Origin of the sequence: Marinobacter sp. CP1 (genome assembly GCF_001266795.1) — a bacterium.
GTDB lineage: Bacteria > Pseudomonadota > Gammaproteobacteria > Pseudomonadales > Oleiphilaceae > Marinobacter > Marinobacter flavimaris.
The window spans coordinates 2716473-2736552 of record NZ_CP011929.1 but is presented as its reverse complement, the minus strand read 5'-3'; the positions used below and the strand labels follow the sequence as shown (position 1 = coordinate 2736552).

Sequence of the window (20080 nt, the reverse complement as noted above, 5' to 3'; positions counted from 1 at the left end):
AAAAGCAGGAAGTGAACGAATAAGGGCTTTTACGGATTATTCACTTGATCCTGAAAACCCGGCTGGCATAATGCCGTGCTTTCACAGAAGCCCGTCTCCCCGTTTTATTCAGGCTCCATACGCTTAATCACCAAAGGCCTCGATCAGGCCCGTATGCGAGTAACCATGACCACCAGCAAAACCCGACAACCGCATTTCTTCATATTTCTTTTACCAGTGATTGCCGCCTCTTTCCTCCTTGCTGCCTGCCAGGAAGATTCCCGCGCCGTCAGCACCAGCTCTGACAGGGCCAGTGAAATCGCAAATTCGCGGCTGAACAAGGCGACCGACGGGCTCATGACCACACTTGGGCAGACTCGGGAAACCGGATATACAGCCACTGAGCCGAAGGAGTTGACATGGACAGCTCCACTGACCCGTGAGGACGGCTCGTCACTGGCACTTGGAGAGATTGCGGAATTCAGGGTCTACTATCGGTTCAGACACCAGGACAACTTCAAGGTTATCCACATTGAGAGTCCTGCAACCACAAGACTCTCTCTGGCGGAGATGGCGCCAGGCGCTTACGAGTTCGCCATCACCACCGTGGATATTCAGGGGTTGGAGAGCCGGCGCTCAACTCCGGTCAACGTCGATCTGATCTGACTGAGGTTTACCAGCGGAAAATCACCCAGCTAGGCACCAACATGTCGGACTCGGTTTCCCGGATCCAACCGCCGCCATCCGCCGGCACCAGGTAATACTCCGGTCCGACTTCCGGTACAACCTTGATTTCCATCAGCTGTCCGTTGACCCGGTATTCATAGAACACTTCCTGCTCACCCGGGCGAATAACAATCTCGGGGCCCTGGCTTGCAGGCTGGTAATCCGAGATCACCACTGGCTCGTCGGGAGTTGTCACCGGCGTCTCATCCAGAGCGCCTTCTTCCTGGGCCAGAGCAGCCAAAGGCAGACAGGCGAGCAACAAAGCCGGGCAGGCGATTCGTTTCATTTTCGTGATACCCTTTCGTCCATCGATTTCAGTACAGAGTTGCATAAGCCAACCCACGCTTCAATCAGATTCCGGACCTGTTTTGACATGACCAGCAAAAACACACCACCTGTGGTTCTTGTGGACGGATCGTCCTATCTTTTCCGTGCTTATCATGCACTTCCACCGCTCACCACAAGCAAGGATCATCCGACAGGAGCCATTAAAGGCGTGATCAGCATGCTCCGCCGCCTGGAGCAGGATTTTCCCGGGTCCAAGATGGTGGTGGTGTTCGACGCCAAGGGCAAAACCTTCCGGCACGATCTCTATGAAGAGTACAAGGCCAACCGACCTCCCATGCCGGAGGATCTCGCCTGCCAGATCGAGCCTATTCACGAGATCGTAAAGGCCATGGGGCTGCCGCTGCTAACGGTGACAGGCGTTGAGGCCGACGACGTGATCGGCACCCTTGCCAACGAAGCAACCAGCAAAGGCATCGATGTGGTGGTCTCCACCGGCGACAAGGACATGGCGCAGCTGGTCAGCGATCACGTTACGCTGATTAACACCATGACCGAGACCCGGATGGACCGGGACGGCGTGGTGGAGAAATTCGGCGTTACTCCGGAGCAGATTGTCGATTACCTGGCCCTGGTGGGCGATAAGGTGGACAACATCCCCGGCGTCAACAAGTGCGGACCGAAGACCGCGGTCAAATGGCTTCAGAGCTACGACAACCTGGACAACGTCATCGAACACGCCGACGATATCAAAGGCAAGATCGGTGAATACCTGCGGGACGCAACGGAGACCCTGCCCCTGAGCCGTGAACTGGCGACCATCCGCACCGACGTGGAACTGGATTTTGGCCTGGAAGACCTGAAACTCCGGGAGCAGGACGACCAGCAATTGCTTGAGCTGTTCAGGGAGTATGAATTCCGAAGCTGGATCGCCGAACTCGAAGAGGACGAAAGTTCCTCTTCCAGCAATGCCAGAGCCGGCGATGAAAACCCCAAACCGGAAACCGGCGAAAAAGACTACAGCATCATCACCGACCAGAAAGAACTGGATCAGTGGATGGAGCGCCTTGGGGCGGCGGAGCTGTTTGCCTTCGACACAGAGACCACCAGCCTTCGCTACATGGACGCCGAAATCGTCGGTGTCTCCTTTGCCGTAAAGCCGGGCGAAGCCGCCTATGTCCCGCTGGGGCACGACTATATGGGCGCGCCCGAGCAGCTGGACCGTGATCAGGTGCTGGACCAGCTTAAACCACTGCTGGAGAACCCCGACGTGGCCAAGGTCGGCCAGAACCTGAAGTACGACAAGAACGTACTGGCCAACCACGGCATTACCCTGGAGGGCATTGCCGAAGACACCATGCTGGAATCCTACGTGCTGAATTCTGTCGCTACCCGGCACGACATGGACAGCCTTGCCATGTATTACCTGGGCGAGAAGACCATCAGCTTCGAATCCATTGCCGGCAAAGGCGCGAAACAGCTCACCTTCAACCAGATCGAACTGGAAAAGGCCGCACCCTATGCCGCCGAGGATGCGGACATTACCCTGCGCCTACACCAGACCTTGAGACCAAAACTGAAGGAAACCGGGAAGCTGGCCTCTGTCTACGAAGACATCGATTTGCCTCTGGTGCCGGTACTGTCGCGCATGGAGCAGCGCGGCACCCTGATCAGCGCCAGCACCCTGCGACAGCACAGCCAGGAACTGGCAGAGCGCATGGCGGAGCTGGAAAAAGAGGCCCATGAAGTGGCCGGGGAAACCTTCAACCTGGGCTCTACCAAGCAGCTGCAGGCGATCTTCTACGACAAGATGGGGCTGCCGGTCATCAAGAAAACCCCAAAGGGCGCGCCGTCAACAGCGGAGCCGGTGCTTCAGGAACTCGCCCACGAACACGAACTGCCGCGTCTGATTCTTGAGCACCGAAGCCTGAGCAAGCTGAAGTCGACCTACACCGACACGCTGCCGGAGCTGATTCACCATCGTACCGGCCGGGTACACACGTCCTACCATCAGGCTGTCACTGCTACCGGTCGACTGTCCTCGTCGGAACCCAACCTGCAGAATATCCCCATCAGGAGCGAACAGGGACGCCGTATACGGCAGGCCTTTATTGCGCCCGAGGGATACAAGCTCGTCGCTGCCGACTACTCTCAGATCGAGCTTCGGATCATGGCCCATCTCTCGGGAGACAAAGGACTGCTCAAAGCGTTTGAGAAGGGCGAAGACATTCACAAGGCAACGGCATCGGAAGTATTCGGGGTCAGCCTTGACGATGTGTCCTCAGACCAGCGTCGGAGCGCCAAGGCCATCAACTTCGGCCTGATCTACGGCATGTCCGCCTTTGGCCTTTCCCGGCAACTGGACGTTGAGCGCAAACTCGCCCAGGAATACATCGATCGTTATTTCGAACGCTATCCCGGCGTTCTTAAATACATGGACAACATCCGCAAACAGGCCCATGACGACGGTTTCGTGGAGACGCTCTTCGGCCGCCGCCTGTACCTGCCAGAGATAAACGCCCGCAACAAACAGCTGCAACAGGCTGCGGAGCGCACCGCGATCAATGCTCCCATGCAGGGCACAGCCGCCGACATCATCAAACGAGCGATGGTGGATGTGGAGAATTGGCTGCTCAAGGAGCACGCCAATGAAGCCCGCATGACCATGCAGGTTCACGATGAACTGATCCTGGAAGTGAAGGAATCGGCCCTCGACAAGATCCGGTCAGGCCTGGAGCAGCGCATGTCCGCAGCAGCTGAACTGGATGTTCCACTGCTGGTGGAAGCCGGTGCTGGTGACAACTGGGACGAGGCGCACTGATTCGACCCAGAAAAGGGCATGGATGCCCGAAAATGCACCGAAATCGACCGCAATATCCACCGCCTGGTCTGCTCTCAAGTCCCGCGATTCCAGGGCAGGCCGCACGCACTACCTCCCGGCGAAATACCACCGTCACGGCACGATATTCGCTACATAATCAGAGTCGGCGCCGCCCCATCAGACACTCCGGGCTGCGCCATGTTGTGACACCCATCTCCGAGGCTCATACCATGACTTCTCTGGCATCTGAACGTAGCTGGCTGCTGGACCCCAGCGTGCTGAAACTGGTTCACCAGTGCCGCCGCCTGATTCACACGGAATTCGGCGTCAAACTGCACCTCACGGAAGAGCATCTGGAACAACAACTGGCCGATTACGCGCGGAAAACCCGCTCCAGTCAGCTGACTCGTGTTTGGGAGACCCTCAAAGAACGGGTTCCGCAGCTCAATATTGAGCCCGAGGAAGAAGATGACGCCCTCAAGCGTAACTACAGAGGCCAGGTCATTGCCGATGCTCCGCCCGCATCAGCGGAACAGGACGAGGAGGGACAGATCGACCCGCCACGGAAGAAAAAAGTCATCTACCGTGGCCAGGTGGTTGGCTGACCGGCCTTCAGCCGGCCAGATTCTCCGGATTTTAGAAGGACTTGCTTACTTCGAACGCAGCGCTCCAGGCGCTCAGATCGTACTCAGCAGCGTAAAGGCTTGGATCCTCGACACCAGGCGCCAGTTGCGCGATCTCGCTCGGGTTTTCATGCTGGTAATTCCGATCGTTGACTCGTGGATCGTCCGTGAACAAGAGCGTTCCAACCGCTACGTCGACCGTCCAGCCACTTTGGGCGTCAGCCCATTGGGCACCGAGAGTCAGCCAGTGACGATCACTGGAGGGAATTCGGGCGGTAACATACTGATTCACGGGCGACTCATCCCAGGCATATCCGGCTTTAAACGCCCATTCAGGCGAAGCCTGCCAGATAGCACCAGCGTTGATCTGCCAGCTGTTTTCCCATTGTTCGGTAACATGAGAAATCACAGCGCCTTCTTGCGGCGCACCACTAACGGCACCACCAGCTTCGGTGCTGACGATATCAAGCTCCTCGAATCGGCTCCAACGAGCGTAAGTTGCTCCAGCCAGAAGAGTAACGTTATCGGTAAGGCTGTGACGAAGCCCCAGGGTCGCGCTCTCAGGAATCGCAAGAGGCACCTTGATACTCTCTGAGGCGGACAGCGTCGGCCCCATCGGGTTGGACGGATTGGTTATGCCAGAGATTTCCAGGTCACCCTCCAGCTCGAGTTCCGTACCCGTCTGAAGCGTGAGGCCAATCTGAGTAGCGCTGGTCAGCTCATAAAGAAAGCCAACACGGAACGTCATGCCAACATCGTCACCCTCTGCATCCGCATAAGGCTCCTCAAGTGCAAGCGCCGCTGTCCCTACTTGAGCACTGATGTCCTGGTAGCGGCTCAAGCGTCCTTCCGCGTATAGGACATTCAAACCAACACCCATTGACAGGCCCTGGCCATTGTTAAGAGAAACCGAGGGCGTGAATGCGATCGCCGTGAGCTCTGTCTTGTCAGCGAAAAAACGCCCTGCAAAGTCGTTATCGTAATCCGCCGCCAAACCATAGGGCGCATGGATTCCAAAACCTACATCTATCGACTCGTTGATTTCATGACTTAGATAAAAATTCGGCAGCACCGCAGGGTCTGCAATATCCCCTCCGCTACTGGCCGGGCTTACAGGCACCGAGGGATTGTTTCTGGAGGTCCGGATACTACTTTCCTTGGCCTCAGCATCAATATCCAGAACCGCAGCACCAAACGAAATATTTGTGCCCGACAACTGGCTCATACCGGCGGGGTTAAAAAGAACGGTGGTCGCATTTTCGGGGTTGGCGGCGGCACCGGCGTTAGCGGTGCCCATCGCACTGGCGCTCTGCTCATTGAGGGAGAAGCCGCCTGCCAGGGTAGAGGCAGGTGCGGCGAGCGCCGCGAGGGTGGTAAGACGTACAGCTCGTGCAAGCGTTGAGGAACGGTGGTGCATGGTATCTCCTTATTGAATCGCGCGGAGTATACGCACCACCCCTTACTGGCCTCAAATGCCATCCCTAACGGTTCGGGGCCCTAACTTTCTACGACCAACGTCTTATGCTCAGCCGGTATTCAGTCATCCTGAATGGAAAGCTTGTCGACGGAAGACGAGAGCTTGTCGGCTCCCTGGGCGTCGGCACCCAGTTTGATCATCAGGCGCAGGTCGTTAGCAGAATCAGCATGAGCCAGGGCGTCCTCATAAGTAATCGACCCTTCTGCATAGAGCTGATAAAGCGCCTGGTCAAAGGTCTGCATGCCGGATTCGTTGGATTTGGACATCAGCTCTTTCAGCCGATGCACCTCGCCCTTCCGGATGAGGTCCGATACCAGCGGGGTATTGATCAGCACCTCGATAACCGCCTTACGGCCCTTGCCATCTGGCGTTGGCACCAGCTGCTGAGCCACGATCGCCTTGAGGTTCAGGGACAGGTCCATCCAGATCTGGTTGTGCTGTTCCGGCGGGAAGAACTGGATGATCCGGTCCAGCGCCTGGTTGGCGTTGTTGGCGTGCAGGGTCGCCAGACACAGGTGACCGGTCTCGGCGAATTGCACGGAATATTCCATGGTCTGCCGGGTACGAACCTCACCGATCAGAATAACGTCTGGTGCCTGGCGCAGGGTGTTCTTCAGGGCCACTTCAAAGCTCTCGGTGTCGATACCCACCTCGCGCTGGGTGACGATACAACCCTGATGCTGGTGCACGAATTCGATCGGGTCTTCGATGGAAATGATGTGGCCACGGCTGTTGCGGTTACGATGCCCGAGCATGGCCGCAAGGGACGTAGACTTGCCGGTACCGGTAGCGCCCACGAACATGATCAGGCCACGCTTGGTCATGGCCAGTTCCTTGATTACCTCCGGCAACGACAGATCATCGATTTGCGGGATCTTTACCTCGATCCGACGCAGCACCATCCCGCACAGGTTGCGCTGGAAAAAGGCAGAAACACGGAAACGGCCAATGCCACGGGCACTGATAGCGAAGTTACACTCATGGGTTTCCTCGAATTCGGCGCGCTGCTTGTCGTTCATGGCGCCGTAAACGAACTCCCTGGTCTGCTCCGGCGTCAACGCGTTCTTGGTGACCGGTAGAACCTTCCCGTTCACCTTCATACTCGGCGGCACACCCGCTGTAATAAACAGGTCCGAACCGCCCTTCTCCACCATCAGCCGTAACAGTTTTTCGAATTCCATTTTTGTACCCAGTCTTCTTTGTTTGGTGCCTGACTTCCAGGCACCAGGAACCTACCAGTTAAAAATTATCGGGCATCTTGGCCTTGGCCCGCGCCGCTTCACGGGAAATAAGCCCTTTCTGCAGCAGCCGCTCCAGGCACTGGTCCAACGTCTGCATGCCCAGTGAACCGCCGGTCTGGATCGACGAATACATCTGCGCGATCTTGTCTTCCCGGATCAGGTTCCGGATCGCAGACGTACCGATCATGATCTCGTGCGCCGCAATCCGGCCGCCGCCCATTTTCTTCATCAGGGTCTGGGATATAACTGCCTGCAGGGATTCTGACAGCATCGACCGCACCATGGACTTTTCCTCCGCCGGGAACACGTCGACCACACGGTCAATGGTCTTGGCGGCAGAGGTGGTGTGAAGTGTGCCGAACACAAGGTGGCCCGTTTCGGCCGCCGTCAGCGCGAGGCGGATGGTTTCCAGATCCCGAAGCTCACCCACCAGAATGATGTCGGGGTCTTCCCGCAGTGCTGAACGCAGTGCTTCGTTGAAGCCCAGGGTATCGCGGTGAACTTCACGCTGGTTGACCAGACATTTCTTGGAGTCGTGTACAAATTCAATGGGGTCTTCAATGGTAAGAACGTGTTCGTAGCGGGTGTCGTTGATGTAATCGATCATCGCCGCCAGCGTGGTGGACTTACCCGAGCCGGTCGGGCCGGTCACCAGAACCAGCCCCCGGGGCACTGAAGACACGTCCTTGAACACCTGCCCCATACCCAGATCTTCCATGGTCAGTACTTTGGAAGGGATGGTCCGGAACACGGCGCCTGCGCCACGGTTCTGGTTAAAAGCGTTAACACGGAAACGGGCGACGCCCGGAACTTCGAAGGAGAAGTCGGTTTCCAGGAATTCCTCGTAGTCCTTACGCTGCTTGTCATTCATGATGTCGTAGATGAGCCCGTGGACTTCTTTGTGCTCCATGGGCGGCAGGTTGATGCGGCGTACATCACCATCAACACGAATCATCGGGGGCAAACCGGCAGAGAGGTGCAAGTCAGACGCACCCTGTTTCGCCGAAAAGGCAAGCAGTTCAGTAATATCCATAGGAATCCTCGGAAGGCTTTTTCTTTTATCCCGGTAGCTTCCGCCCGGCGGGGCCCCGGCGCGGTTCACTTGGCATTTCAGTGACCTGCGGGTAACGTGTCACCGTACAAGTGACAGACCGAGCGTGGCATTCTCACACTATGAGCAGCATAGCAGACAACATCGGGAGCGTAACCCGACGCATACAAAAAGCAACATTGCAGGCAGGCCGTGCGCCCGGGTCTGTGCATTTGCTCGCCGTCAGCAAAACCCGACCACCGGAAGACCTGCGGGAAGCCTTCGCTGCCGGGCAGCGGGCCTTTGGTGAGAACTACCTCCAGGAAGCGCTGAAAAAGATCGAGGCGCTGTCTGGTCTTGACGGACTGGAATGGCATTTCATCGGCCCGATCCAGTCCAACAAGACCCGGCAGATGGCCTCTGCCTTCGCCTGGGTGCACAGCGTGGACCGCCTCAAGATTGCCCGTCGCCTGAGCGAACAGCGCGATCCTGCGCTGCCGCCATTGAATATCTGTCTTCAGGTCAATATTAATGAGGAAGAGAGCAAATCCGGCTGCACTCTGGATGAGCTGCCGGATCTGGTGGCCGAAATCGGCGAATTGCCAAACCTCAGCCTGAGAGGGCTGATGGCCATTCCGGATCCGGATCAGCCCGAAGCAGGGTTAAGAGCCAGTTTCCGGAAACTTGCCAATACTCTGAAACAGCTGCGGTCAGACCATCCCGACGCCGGCCCACTCGACACACTGTCGATAGGCATGTCCGGCGACCTGGAAGTCGCGATTGCGGAAGGCGCCACCTGGGTACGGGTCGGCACTGCCCTATTCGGCAAACGCCCAGTAAAGAGCTGAACCGGCCGGTTCCTGCTATGATCAGGGCCGGACGTTTAACCGATCAACCGGGGAGTTAACCTTGAGCACATCACCAACCATTTCTTTTATTGGCGCCGGCAACATGGCCAGCGCCATCATTGGCGGTATGCTGGATAACGGCTATAAGGCCGGCAATATCTGGGTCAGCGCGCCGGATGACGCGCACCTGCAGACAATCCGCAAGCGCTTTGGCGTAAGCGTCACCACAGACAACCGGTACTGCGCCCAGCAGGCTGACATGGTAGTTCTGGCGGTGAAACCCCAGGTCATGGCCGATGTCTGTCGCGACATTGCACCAGTGGTCCAGAACACTCGCCCACTGATGGTATCCATCGCCGCCGGCCTGACAGCGGATACCCTCGATGGTTGGCTTGGTGGCGGCCTGCCGATGGTTCGGGTAATGCCCAACACACCGTCCCTGGTCGGCAAAGGGGCTGCAGGCCTGTTTGCCAACAAAGAAGTGAAAGACAAACAGAAGAAGATGGTGGAATCGGTGTTCGAAAGCATCGGGTCAGCGCTCTGGGTTGAGGACGAAAACCTGCTGCACGCGGTTACCGCCCTCTCCGGCAGCGGCCCCGCCTATTTCTTCCTGATGCTTGAGGCGCTTGAGGAAGCGGCCACCGAGGCTGGCATCGCCGCCGGAACCGCGAGGGAACTGGCTATCCAGACCATGGCGGGAGCCGCGGAAATGGCCGGTCGAAGCGAGCACGATCCCGGCCAGCTCAAGCGTAATGTGATGTCTCCTGGCGGAACCACCGAACAGGCCATCAACACGTTCGAGGAAGGTGGTATGCGCGATCTGGTAGCCAAAGCGTACAAGGCCGCCTTCAAGCGTTCGGAAGAAATGGCCAAAGAACTGGCAGGCAAACAGTAACCGATAACGGAGACACGGCTTCATGCTGGCAGATATTCTGATTACCATCCTGCTCATCGCATCCACCTTTTACCTGACCATTGTGCTGCTTCGGTTCCTGCTTCAACTGGCCAGGGCCGACTTCTACAATCCCATCACTCAATTCGTGGTCAAGGCCACCAATCCACCGCTACGCCCGCTACAGCGGGTTATTCCTGGCCTGGGCGGTTTCGATGGAGCTTCGCTGGTTCTTGCAGTCATCATTCAGGGCATCACCTTCTTCCTGATCCTGGTGGCGCTGAACGGCGGCATTCCGGCCATAAATCCGATTACGCTGCTGGTGTGGGCGGTACTGAACGTACTGGACCTGATCGTGAAGATCTATTTCTGGTCGGTAATTGCAGTGGTCGTCGTCAGTTGGATCGCGCCGGGCAGCGGCCATCCGGCCATCCAGCTGGTCGCCCAGATCACCGAGCCGGTCATGCGCCCGGTGCGCAATATCATGCCCTCCATGGGCGGCCTGGACCTGTCACCCATCATCGTTTTCCTGATTCTGAACGTGATCTCAGTGGTGATTGAACACATGAAAATGGCCGCAGGCCTCGGCTCCATCGGGCTCGGTATGTAAACGCCGTCTCAAATATACACTTTGTAACACTTAGCCACGAAATCCATCATTCCCGAGCTGCAAAGTCATGTAACTGATTTTGCAGCTTTTTTAGTGAATTTCCGGCAAGTTTGGCCATTTCTTCCACTCCGGCCCAGCCACAAACTTGGAAATAACAGGATAGTATTAACGGTAATTAATCCGTCACCCGTGAGCACCCCGTTCTGAGCGGGATACCAGGAAGTCGCGCAGAAGGAAAATCCGATGAACCAACAGGGAACTCTGTCGCAGCAGGTAGAGGCTTATCACAACTGGAAAAAAGAGCTGATCCGCCAGATCGGCAGGTACCGGCTGTGGCTGCAGGATAACAATCTGTTCTCCGACGATGTCAGCACCCGCATACGCCACGGGCTGGAGCTGCTGATTGAGGATGAACTGACCATTGCGTTTGTCGGCGAATACTCCCGCGGTAAAACCGAACTGATCAACGCCCTGTTCTTCTCCGAGTATGGCCAGCGCATGCTCCCGTCTCAGGCGGGGCGCACGACCATGTGCCCCACGGAGCTGTTCTTCGATCGCAGCGCCAATGAAAACTACCTGCTCCTGCTTCCCATCGAGACCCGAAACGGCGAACTGTCCCTGCAGCAGTTGCGCAAGCAGCCGGAACGCTGGGTCAAACATGAGCTGGATGAGCGCGACCCTGAGATCATGCGGGAGGTGCTTGCCGAGGTTGCCCGCGTCAAGAGTGTGCCACCTGAGGAGGCTCGCGCACTCGGCTTCGACGAAGGCATGCTCGAGAATGATCGCAACAACCCGGGCAATGTACTTGTACCTGCCTGGCGGAACGCACAGATCAGCATCCGCCACCCCCTGTTCGAGCGCGGCCTGCGGATCCTCGATACGCCGGGCCTGAATGCTCTTGGCTCCGAGCCGGAGCTGACGATCAGCATGCTGCCCCGCGCCCATGCGGTGATCTTTGTGCTGAGTGCCGACACCGGTGTGACTGCCAGCGACATGACCATCTGGAAAGAGCACATCGACACCCAGCACGCCGATCATCGCGCCGGCCGCTTTGCCGTGCTGAACAAGATCGACGTGCTCTGGGATGACCTCCAGGGCGAGCGCCACACCAACGAGGCGATTGAGCGGGTGCGCGGTTATACGGCCGACCACCTGGGCATGCGCCAGCACGATGTTATCCCGGTTTCTGCCAAGCAGGGGCTGGTCGCAAGGGTAAAGAAAGACAACGACCTGTTTGACCGTTCCAATATCAATCAGCTTGAGCAGCTGATTATCCAGCGCATTCTCATGCACAAGGAACAGCTGATCACCCAGAGTCTGATCAACGACCTGCTAGGCATGCTCCAGAACAGCCAGGCAGCCATGCAGTACCGCCTCGAATCCCTGGAGGAAGAACTCCAGGCGTGCGCGGGCGTTACCATGGACAAGGCAGCGCTGGGCCGCCTCGCAGAACGCGCCCAGAAAGACTACGACTTTTACTACAAGAAGCTGATCACCCTGCGCTCCAGCCGTCGCCTCATGGACTCCCAGGGCGACCTGCTGAAGAAGCTGGTGAGCGAAGACCGCTTCGAAGCCCATGCGGAACATGTCCGTACCAGTATGTCGAAGAGCTGGACCACTGCCGGGATGAACCGCGCGATGGATCAGTTTTTCGAACTGCTCGAAAGCGACTTGACCAACCTTCTGAGCGAAGGGCACCTGGCCGAAAAAATGGTGGGCGCGATTTACCGTCGCTATAACGAAGACAACCGGGCCCGTCACCTTGAGCCCATCCCGCTGCGGGCCGGGCGCCATGTTATTGCCATCCGCGAGTTGCGCAAAAAAGCGAGACGCTTCCGCATCAGTCCGAAGAACCTGCTCACCGAGCAGTCGGTCCTGGTTCGCCGTTTTTTCAATGTCATGGTGGGCGAAGCCCGCACACTGCATGCCCGTGTACGCCAGGACGTTGAGCGCTGGCCATCGGAAGCCCTGCTACCGATCATGCAGTATTCCATGGAGCAGAAGCAGCTTCTGGAGCACCAGATCCGGCGCCTTCGCGATATGGTCCGCAACGACAAGGACAGCCGCACCGAGCGCCTGCGCCTGACCAACACCATTGCCGACCTGCGCAGGCAACTGGAACTGGCCGACGCGATGCAGCGCCAGATCCGCAAACCGGCCCCCACCCTGATCCAGCAAAAAGTGGTGAACATCTCCGGCGCTGTGTAGTGTCCCGCAAGCGCGACCATTCAGGCGGTTGCAGCCATCATGCCCCGGCTTTAAACTGCTGGGCTGGCGATGGCTTTGTCATTGCTTTTCCAGACACTTACGGATCGAACCAGGAACCATTCGCGCCGATGCCTGATACCCTGCCTGCGGATTCTGTCGGGATTGTCTCCCCGCAGACCTATCATTTCGACGCTCCCATCGATCTGGCCTGCGGCCAGTCCCTGGAAAACTACGACCTGGTGGTGGAAACCTACGGCACCCTGAATGCCGACGCCAGCAATGCCGTTCTTATCTGCCATGCCTTGAGTGGCCATCACCACGCGGCCGGCTACCACTCTGCCGAGGACCGCAAACCCGGCTGGTGGGACAGCTGTATCGGCCCCGGAAAACCCATCGATACCGATCGTTTTTTTGTTGTCAGCCTGAACAATCTGGGGGGCTGCCACGGCAGCACCGGCCCCAACAGCATCAATCCCGAAACCGGAAAGCCGTTTGGCCCGGAGTTTCCGGTTATCACCGTGGGCGACTGGGTCAAGAGTCAGGCGCTGCTGGCAGATCGGCTCGGCATTCAATGCTGGGCGGCCGTTGTTGGCGGCTCCCTCGGCGGCATGCAGGCCCTGCAGTGGAGCCTGGACTACCCCGATCGCCTGCGGCATGCGGTGGTGATTGCGTCCACTCCGCGATTGACCGCCCAGAATATTGCCTTCAATGAAGTGGCACGCCAGGCAATAACCTCTGATCGGGAGTTTCACGAGGGGCGCTATTACGACTTTGATACGGTTCCCAGGCGTGGCCTTATGCTGGCGCGGATGGTTGGCCATATCACGTATCTGTCTGATGCCTCCATGGGCGAGAAATTTGGCCGCGAACTCCGTGACCAGGCTTACAAGTTTGGTTATGACGCGGAGTTCCAGGTCGAGAGCTACCTCCGCTATCAGGGCGAACGCTTTTCCGAATCGTTTGACGCCAACACCTACCTGCTGATGACCCGTGCCCTGGACTACTTTGATCCGGCCTACGAGTTTGGCGGCGACCTCTCGAAAGCACTGGCAGCGGCCAGTTGCGAATACCTGGTGTTGTCATTTAGCACCGACTGGCGCTTCACGCCGGCCCGCTCGGAAGAAATGGTCAATGCCATGATTGGCGCGCGCAGAAAGGTCAGCTACGCCGAGGTGGACGCACCCTGGGGACACGACGCGTTTCTGATTCCGACCCCGCGGTACACTGACATCTTTAACGCCTACATGGACCGGGTAGCACGGGAGGTCGGCGCATGAGACCGGATCTCGAAATCATCCAGCAGTGGGTTCAGCCCGGCCACCATGTTCTGGACCTGGGCTGTGGCGACGGCACTCTGCTTGATTTCCTTCAGCGGGAACGGGGTGCCAGTGGCTTCGGCCTGGAGATTAACCCGGACCACATCACCGCCTGCATGGGCCGCGGAGTGGCGGTTATCGAACAGAACCTGGACACCCAGGGGCTGGGGAACTTTGAAGATGGCAGTTTCGATATTGTTCTGATGACCCAGGCGCTTCAGGCGGTCCGGCGCCCTGACAGGGTACTGGATGAAATGCTGCGGGTTGGCAGCGAAGGCATCGTGACCTTCCCCAACTTTGCTCATTGGCGATTGCGCTGGGGACTGACTTTGAGCGGTCGTATGCCCGAATCCGAGGCACTGCCGTATAAATGGTATAACACGCCCAACATAAGGTTGTGCACCTTCAAGGATTTTGAGGCACTGTGCCGTCAGAAAGGCATCAGGATCAAAAGCCGCCGGGTGGTTGACGGCCAGCACCAGAACAGCTGGCTGGCTCGTCTCTGGCCGAACTTGTTGGGCGAAATTGCCATTTACCGAATCACACGGGAGACCTAGCAATGATCGCAAAAACCTTTTCCACATTCCGTACGCTGCTGGCAATTACGCTGATTGGCCTGTTCAGCCTGCAGGCACAGGCCGGCTCGAAGGATTTCGGAGACTACAAGGTACTCTGGAGTGTCCTGCCCAGCACCTTCCTGGCTCCGGAAGTCGCCCAGGCCAATAATCTTCAGCGGAGCAAGGGCATAGGCATCGTCAATATCTCCATCATGGAGGAAAACGACGATGGCTCAATGTCCCCGGTGAGCGGCCAGGTGGAAGGCAAGGTAACCAACGATGTCCAGCAGGTGCGCTTCCTGGCGTTCCGCCGCATCCAGGAGGGCGACTCCGTGTACTTTATTGCCGAGTATCAGTATTCCTCCGGCGAACTGATGACTTTCAATATTACCGCACGCCCTACCGGACACCAGCAGGACCTGGCGGTACGGTTTGCTCACACACTGTTCAGCGATTAAGCCTCTATGACCAACCGACTTGTCATCGCCAGCAATAACAAGGGCAAAATCGCCGAGTTGACCGAGCTCCTGGCACCTCTTGGCATGACGCCGATTGCCCAGGGCGATCTGGGCGTCGGTGAAGCCGAGGAGCCGGCGGTCACCTTTGTAGAAAACGCGATTCTCAAAGCGCGCCACGCGGCCCGGGAAACCGGGCTGCCAGCACTCGCTGACGACAGTGGTCTGGCGGTGGACGCGCTTGAGGGCCGTCCGGGCGTGCGCTCTGCCCGCTTTGCCGGCGATGATGCAACCGATCAGGACAATGTGGACGCGCTGCTCGACGCCATGGCGGGCGTGCCGGACGGGCAGCGGGGCGCCCAGTTTCACTGTGTGCTGGTATACCTGCGCCATGCCGAAGACCCGACCCCGATCATCTGCCATGGCCGCTGGCCGGGCTCGATCCTCAGATCCCCTCAGGGCGATGGCGGCTTCGGTTATGACCCGGTGTTCCTGGCACCAGAGCACGGCTGCAGTGCGGCGGAACTGTCTCGCGCCGAAAAGGGCAGCATCAGCCACCGCGGACGCGCCCTTAAGATTCTGCTGGATCAGCTGAAGGCCGAGGCCTGAAACAGTTGAGTAATACCAGCCCCGGGGACGATCAGCAGCCAGCGGCGGTTAGGCCGCCGTTGAGCCTCTATATTCACGTACCCTGGTGCGTGCGGAAGTGCCCCTACTGTGACTTCAACTCCCACGCTTTCACCGGGACAATCCCGGAATCCGCCTATCTGCAGGCTCTGCTCGAAGATCTCGACCAGGACCTGGCCTTTGCCACCGATCGACCAATAGAGACCGTGTTCATCGGAGGCGGCACTCCGTCCCTGATGAGCGGCGACTTCTACGATCGCCTGTTCAGGGAACTGCGGGCACGCCTTGCCTTCGCCACAAATGCCGAAATTACCCTGGAAGCCAACCCCGGCACGCTCGAAGCCGGCCGGTTCGACGCGTTCCGGGCAGCGGGCATCAACCGTCTGTCCATCGGGGTCCAGAGTTTCAATCCCGACCATCTCAAAACGCTGGGGCGCATTCACGATGCCGATGCCGCCCACCGGGCCATACGCGCCGCTCGCCGTGCCGGGTTCGATAACTTCAATATCGATCTGATGCACGGTCTGCCGGGCCAGACGCCCGGGCAGGCACTTGAGGACATCCAGACTGCCCTGGACTACAAACCACCGCATCTCTCCTGGTACCAGCTGACCCTCGAGCCCAATACCGAGTTTTACAGCCGTCCGCCAGAACTGCCCGACGACGATCATCTCTGGGACATCTATCGCCGGGGTTCCGATTACCTGCACCAACACGGCTACGAGGATTACGAAGTCTCGGCCTGGAGCCTCCAGGGAAGGGCCTCCCGTCACAATCTGAACTACTGGACGTTCGGGGACTACCTGGCCCTCGGGGCTGGGGCCCACGGCAAGATCAGCCTGGTGGACGGGGGTATCAGGCGATACTGGAAGACCCGGCAGCCGGACGCTTACCTGAACCGGATCGGCAGCCGAACGGCCGGTTCTGATGCGATTGCCGTGGACGATCTGCCGCTGGAATTCCTGATGAACGCCCTCAGACTGAAAGAAGGAGTGGATGAAAGCCTTTTTTCTGAACGAACGGGTTTACCCCTGACAACAGTTGGAGTAAAACTTGAACAACTGCGGAATGAAAAGCTGCTGGTAAGCGATCGACTCCAGGCAACCGACCTGGGCCAGAGATACCTTAACAGCCTGTTGGAGCGTTTTCTGTAATGGACCCTGCACACGGAGTGGCAGCATTTCCCAAAAGCCTGAAAGCCAGCCTGGTCGTGGCTGCCGTGCTGCTGTTCGCTCTGCTTATGGTCAACCAGCCTCTGCAGACGGCATCAGCACCCCAGGGTATCGTGAGCTATCAGCTGGCCGGGACTGCCGATCAGGCCCACGCCATTTTTCGCAGCTGGGGAAGCGAAGGGGTTGCCTGGGCGAAGGTTTCGCTGTGGCTGGACTTCCTGTTCATTCCTGCCTACATGCTGGCCCTGATTCATCTTACCCGGCACTTTACCCGTGATCGCCCCGGCATTCGCGAGCGGGTGGGTGCCCGTTGGGTACGGGCCCTGTTCGCAACTGCCGGCCTGAGCGACGGTGCAGAGAACATTCTGTTGCTGAACAATTTCAACCCGCCCACCGATGAGATGAGCCTGTCCGCAACCCTATGCGCACTCATCAAATTCACGGCGCTCACGCTCGGCATCGCCGGGCTGGTCATCATCCGGGCGTCACGGCGCCACCCGCTCGCGCATCACTGACCCCCGATCAACGCCTCTTAATTGGTGCGATAGAACAACAGGTCCCAGACACCGTGACCGAGGGTTTCGCCCCGCTTCTCAAACTTGGTAATTGGACGGTCGTCAGGGCGCGGTGAATAGCCACCGGTCTCCTGGGTGTTGGCAAAGCCCTCGGACTCGCTCATCACCTCGAGCATATGCTCGGCATAATTCTCCCAGTCGGTCGCCAGGTGCAGAATGCCGCCTACCCTCAACTTGTGACGAACCCGCTGGACAAACTCGTGCTGGATCAGCCGGCGCTTGTGATGCTTTTTCTTGTGCCAGGGATCGGGGAAGAACACCATCACGCGATCCAGGCACGCATCCGGAAGGCAGAGGTCAATCACATCGTTGGCATCAATACTGTAAATCCGGACGTTTTCCAGGCCACGGTCCTCGATCTCCTTGAGCAACGCGCCAACACCGGGCTGATGAACTTCAACCCCGATAAAATCCTGTTCGGGAGCGGCCTCAGCCATGTCGGCCAGGGACCGCCCCATACCAAAACCGATTTCCAGGTTCAGCATGTTGTCGCGGCCGAACACTTCCCTGGGATCAATCATTCCGTCCTCACGGGTCAGCCCGTACTTCGGCCAGCTCCGCTCGAACGCCTTTTTCTGGCCTTCCGTCATCCGGCCCTGGCGCAAAACAAAGCTGCGCACACCGCGACGGGTGGTGACCGGCGAATCGGCGGCCTCTTTGGGATCTTGCGGTTCTTTATGGTCTGTCATCTGCAATCCTTAACCGCAGGCAGCGGGTCATGGTTAACGGGATTTGCCAACAGTTTACCAGAGTGTTGTCGCTCAGGCGGAGACCACCGAGTTGCGGCCCTGCTGTCGGTCGAGCTGCCGGTAACCCAGAGCCTCAACCAGATGGCTCTGTCGTAGCTCCTCGCTGCCTTCAAGATCGGCAAGCGTTCGGGCAACTCGCAATATGCGGTGCAGTGCACGGGCCGAAAGCCCCAGCTTTTCCATGGCACCGGTGAGCAACTGCTCGCCCTGGCGATCCAGCCGGCACGCAGCCTGCAACGCACGCCCGGACAAGGCCGCATTCAGGCAACCCCGCTCTGATTGCCGGGCTCTGGCAATCAGGACACGCTCCCGGACGGTGGCGCTGGTTTCGCCATCCCCGCCCGACTGCATCAATACGTCGCCACCCTGCACAGGCACCTCCACATGCAGATCAAACCTGTCCAGAAGGGGGCCGGAAATTTTCGACCGGTAACGGGTAACCTGTTGCGGCGTACACTGACACTCGATGGTGGGATGACCACTGTAGCCACAGGGGCAGGGATTCATTGCAGCCACGACCTGAAATCGCGCCGGAAAATTCACCTGCCGTGCTGCCCGGCTGATCGAGATTTCGCCGGTTTCCATCGGCTCACGCAGGACCTCCAGCACCCGGCGTTCAAACTCTGGCAACTCGTCGAGAAACAGTACGCCCCGGTGAGCCAGTGAGATTTCTCCGGGCTTGGGGCTGCTGCCGCCGCCCACCAGGGCCACCGCTGAAGCGGTATGATGGGGCGCCCGGAAAGGCGGCTGGCGCCAGCCCCCGGCCCGAATCGGCAGCCCGGCCACCGAATGCACGCTGGCGACTTCCATGGCGGAGCCATCATCCAGCCCCGGAAGAATGCCGGGCAAACGACTGGCCAGCATACTCTTGCCGGTTCCCGGTGGGCCGAAGAACAGCAGATTGTGGCTGCCTGCCGCAGCCACTTCCAGTGCACGGCGGGGAACTCGCTGACCACGGACATCCGACAGGTCCGGCACTTCCCTGTTGCTGCCCGGCGCCTGTTCCAGCGAGGACCTGGGCACCGGCACCAGGCGGGCGCGGCCACTCAGGTGCTCGCACACGGCCAGCAGGTGGCCGGAAGCCAGAACGTCACCCTGGCTGGCCAGGGCCGCCTCCTCGGCATTGCCCTGGGGAACCAGCAGGTTTCGTTGCTCCTGCCGGGCGGCTAATACCGCCGGCAGCACGCCTTTAAGCGGCCTCAATGCACCATCAAGGGACAATTCGCCGAGAAATTCGCAGTCCGAAAGGCTCTCGGCCGGAATCTGGCCCGAGGCCGCCAGAATGCCCAGGGCAATAGGCAGATCAAAGCGACCACCCTCTTTGGGCAAGTCGGCAGGGGCAAGATTAATGGTGATTCTCCGGGCGGGGAACTCGAACCCGGCGTTCAGAAGGGCACTGCGAACACGCTCTTTGCTCTCCCTTACACCGGTTTCCGGCAGCCCCACAATCGAGAGCGCAGGCAAGCCGCCTGAGAGATGGACTTCAACGGTAACGGCGGGCGCCGACACGCCAATGGTGGCGCGGGAATGAACGATAGCAAGCATGACAACCTTCCATGGTAATGACCGGAACTGCTTGCCCGGCGTCCTGCCGGGCGTGTCCGTGGTTTACTGTTTTGGCAGGGAATTTTCCAGTTCGGCTACCCGCTTCTCGAGTGCGTCCACCTTTTCACGGGTCTTCAGCAGGACCGCCTGCTGGGCGTCGAACTCTTCCCTCGTTACCAACTCCAGGCGGGACAGGACGGACATCACGGTGGCCCGGGCCTGGGTTTCAAAATCTTCCCGTGCAGCGCGGGCCATGTCCGGTACAAACTGGCCAAACTGGCCCTGCAGCTGAGCAAAAATATCCTGTGGACCTTTCACACATCACCTCACACATTTCTGAAATA

At 58.6% G+C, this 20080-nt stretch carries 20 protein-coding genes; 13 read left to right on the top strand and 7 right to left on the bottom strand.

Going from position 1 to position 20080, the window contains the following annotated elements; genetic code table 11:
* Positions 1-165: 165 nt before the first annotated feature.
* Positions 166-645, top strand: coding sequence for a fibronectin type III domain-containing protein (locus ACP86_RS12605; protein WP_227507713.1), 480 nt, complete (start codon positions 166-168; stop codon positions 643-645).
* Between the two features lie 7 nt (positions 646-652).
* On the opposite strand, the gene ACP86_RS12600 is transcribed toward ACP86_RS12605, so the two are convergent.
* A complete protein-coding gene (locus ACP86_RS12600; RefSeq protein WP_008174197.1) occupies positions 653-991 on the bottom strand; it encodes a DUF2782 domain-containing protein in 339 nt (112 codons plus the stop codon).
* A gap of 87 nt (positions 992-1078) precedes the next feature.
* Between ACP86_RS12600 and polA the strand changes: the two genes are divergently transcribed.
* Entirely contained in the window at positions 1079-3811 is a 2733-nt protein-coding gene (polA, locus tag ACP86_RS12595) for a DNA polymerase I (protein WP_053114214.1), read from the top strand.
* A 230-nt stretch (positions 3812-4041) separates the two neighbouring features.
* Entirely contained in the window at positions 4042-4416 is a 375-nt protein-coding gene (locus tag ACP86_RS12590) for a hypothetical protein (protein WP_053114212.1), read from the top strand.
* 31 nt (positions 4417-4447) lie between these two features.
* On the opposite strand, the gene ACP86_RS12585 is transcribed toward ACP86_RS12590, so the two are convergent.
* The 3 genes from ACP86_RS12585 to ACP86_RS12575 form a co-directional block, all read right to left on the bottom strand.
* Positions 4448-5731: an OmpP1/FadL family transporter gene (locus ACP86_RS12585; protein ID WP_008174193.1), complete on the bottom strand. Its 1284-nt coding sequence runs from the start codon at positions 5729-5731 to the stop codon at positions 4448-4450.
* 239 nt (positions 5732-5970) lie between these two features.
* Complete coding sequence (locus ACP86_RS12580; RefSeq protein WP_008174191.1) at positions 5971-7092, bottom strand: PilT/PilU family type 4a pilus ATPase; 1122 nt, start codon at positions 7090-7092, stop codon at positions 5971-5973.
* Positions 7093-7150: 58 nt separating this feature from the next.
* Complete coding sequence (locus ACP86_RS12575; protein ID WP_008174189.1) at positions 7151-8185, bottom strand: type IV pilus twitching motility protein PilT; 1035 nt, start codon at positions 8183-8185, stop codon at positions 7151-7153.
* Between the two features lie 140 nt (positions 8186-8325).
* Here ACP86_RS12575 and ACP86_RS12570 point away from each other — a divergent pair, with 140 nt between their 5' ends.
* From ACP86_RS12570 to ACP86_RS12525, 10 genes are all read left to right on the top strand, one after another.
* Positions 8326-9030: a YggS family pyridoxal phosphate-dependent enzyme gene (locus ACP86_RS12570; RefSeq protein ID WP_039882033.1), complete on the top strand. Its 705-nt coding sequence runs from the start codon at positions 8326-8328 to the stop codon at positions 9028-9030.
* A gap of 61 nt (positions 9031-9091) precedes the next feature.
* Positions 9092-9925: a pyrroline-5-carboxylate reductase gene (proC, locus tag ACP86_RS12565; RefSeq protein ID WP_014575886.1), complete on the top strand. Its 834-nt coding sequence runs from the start codon at positions 9092-9094 to the stop codon at positions 9923-9925.
* Positions 9926-9947: 22 nt separating this feature from the next.
* On the top strand, positions 9948-10532 hold the full coding sequence (locus ACP86_RS12560) for a YggT family protein (protein WP_008174183.1): 585 nt from the start codon (positions 9948-9950) through the stop codon (positions 10530-10532).
* A gap of 243 nt (positions 10533-10775) precedes the next feature.
* Positions 10776-12740 (top strand): dynamin family protein, encoded by a 1965-nt coding sequence (locus tag ACP86_RS12555; protein ID WP_008174181.1) that lies wholly within the window; start codon positions 10776-10778, stop codon positions 12738-12740.
* A 128-nt stretch (positions 12741-12868) separates the two neighbouring features.
* Positions 12869-14017, top strand: a complete 1149-nt coding sequence (metX, locus tag ACP86_RS12550) for a homoserine O-succinyltransferase MetX (RefSeq protein ID WP_053114210.1) — start codon at positions 12869-12871, stop codon at positions 14015-14017.
* Entirely contained in the window at positions 14014-14613 is a 600-nt protein-coding gene (gene metW, locus ACP86_RS12545) for a methionine biosynthesis protein MetW (RefSeq protein WP_008174176.1), read from the top strand. Before metX ends, metW begins: the two co-directional genes overlap by 4 nt.
* Positions 14614-14615: 2 nt before the next feature.
* A complete protein-coding gene (locus ACP86_RS12540) occupies positions 14616-15071 on the top strand; it encodes a DUF4426 domain-containing protein (protein WP_008174175.1) in 456 nt (151 codons plus the stop codon).
* Positions 15072-15077: 6 nt separating this feature from the next.
* Positions 15078-15677, top strand: a complete 600-nt coding sequence (rdgB, locus tag ACP86_RS12535; RefSeq protein ID WP_053114208.1) for an RdgB/HAM1 family non-canonical purine NTP pyrophosphatase — start codon at positions 15078-15080, stop codon at positions 15675-15677.
* Between the two features lie 5 nt (positions 15678-15682).
* Positions 15683-16849, top strand: coding sequence for a radical SAM family heme chaperone HemW (gene hemW, locus ACP86_RS12530; RefSeq protein WP_039882032.1), 1167 nt, complete (start codon positions 15683-15685; stop codon positions 16847-16849).
* Entirely contained in the window at positions 16849-17382 is a 534-nt protein-coding gene (locus tag ACP86_RS12525) for a hypothetical protein (RefSeq protein ID WP_008174168.1), read from the top strand. The genes hemW and ACP86_RS12525 overlap by 1 nt, the downstream gene beginning before the upstream one ends.
* A gap of 17 nt (positions 17383-17399) precedes the next feature.
* Here ACP86_RS12525 and trmB read toward each other — a convergent pair whose 3' ends face one another.
* The 3 genes from trmB to ACP86_RS12510 all read right to left on the bottom strand — a co-directional run bounded on the left by trmB (position 17400) and on the right by ACP86_RS12510 (position 20054).
* Positions 17400-18131 carry a tRNA (guanosine(46)-N7)-methyltransferase TrmB gene (trmB, locus tag ACP86_RS12520; RefSeq protein ID WP_008174166.1) on the bottom strand — a complete coding sequence of 244 codons (732 nt, stop codon included), beginning with the start codon at positions 18129-18131 and terminating at the stop codon, positions 17400-17402.
* Between the two features lie 72 nt (positions 18132-18203).
* Positions 18204-19736, bottom strand: coding sequence for a YifB family Mg chelatase-like AAA ATPase (locus ACP86_RS12515; RefSeq protein ID WP_053114206.1), 1533 nt, complete (start codon positions 19734-19736; stop codon positions 18204-18206).
* A 63-nt stretch (positions 19737-19799) separates the two neighbouring features.
* A complete protein-coding gene (locus tag ACP86_RS12510; protein ID WP_008173270.1) occupies positions 19800-20054 on the bottom strand; it encodes an accessory factor UbiK family protein in 255 nt (84 codons plus the stop codon).
* Positions 20055-20080: the final 26 nt, after the last annotated feature.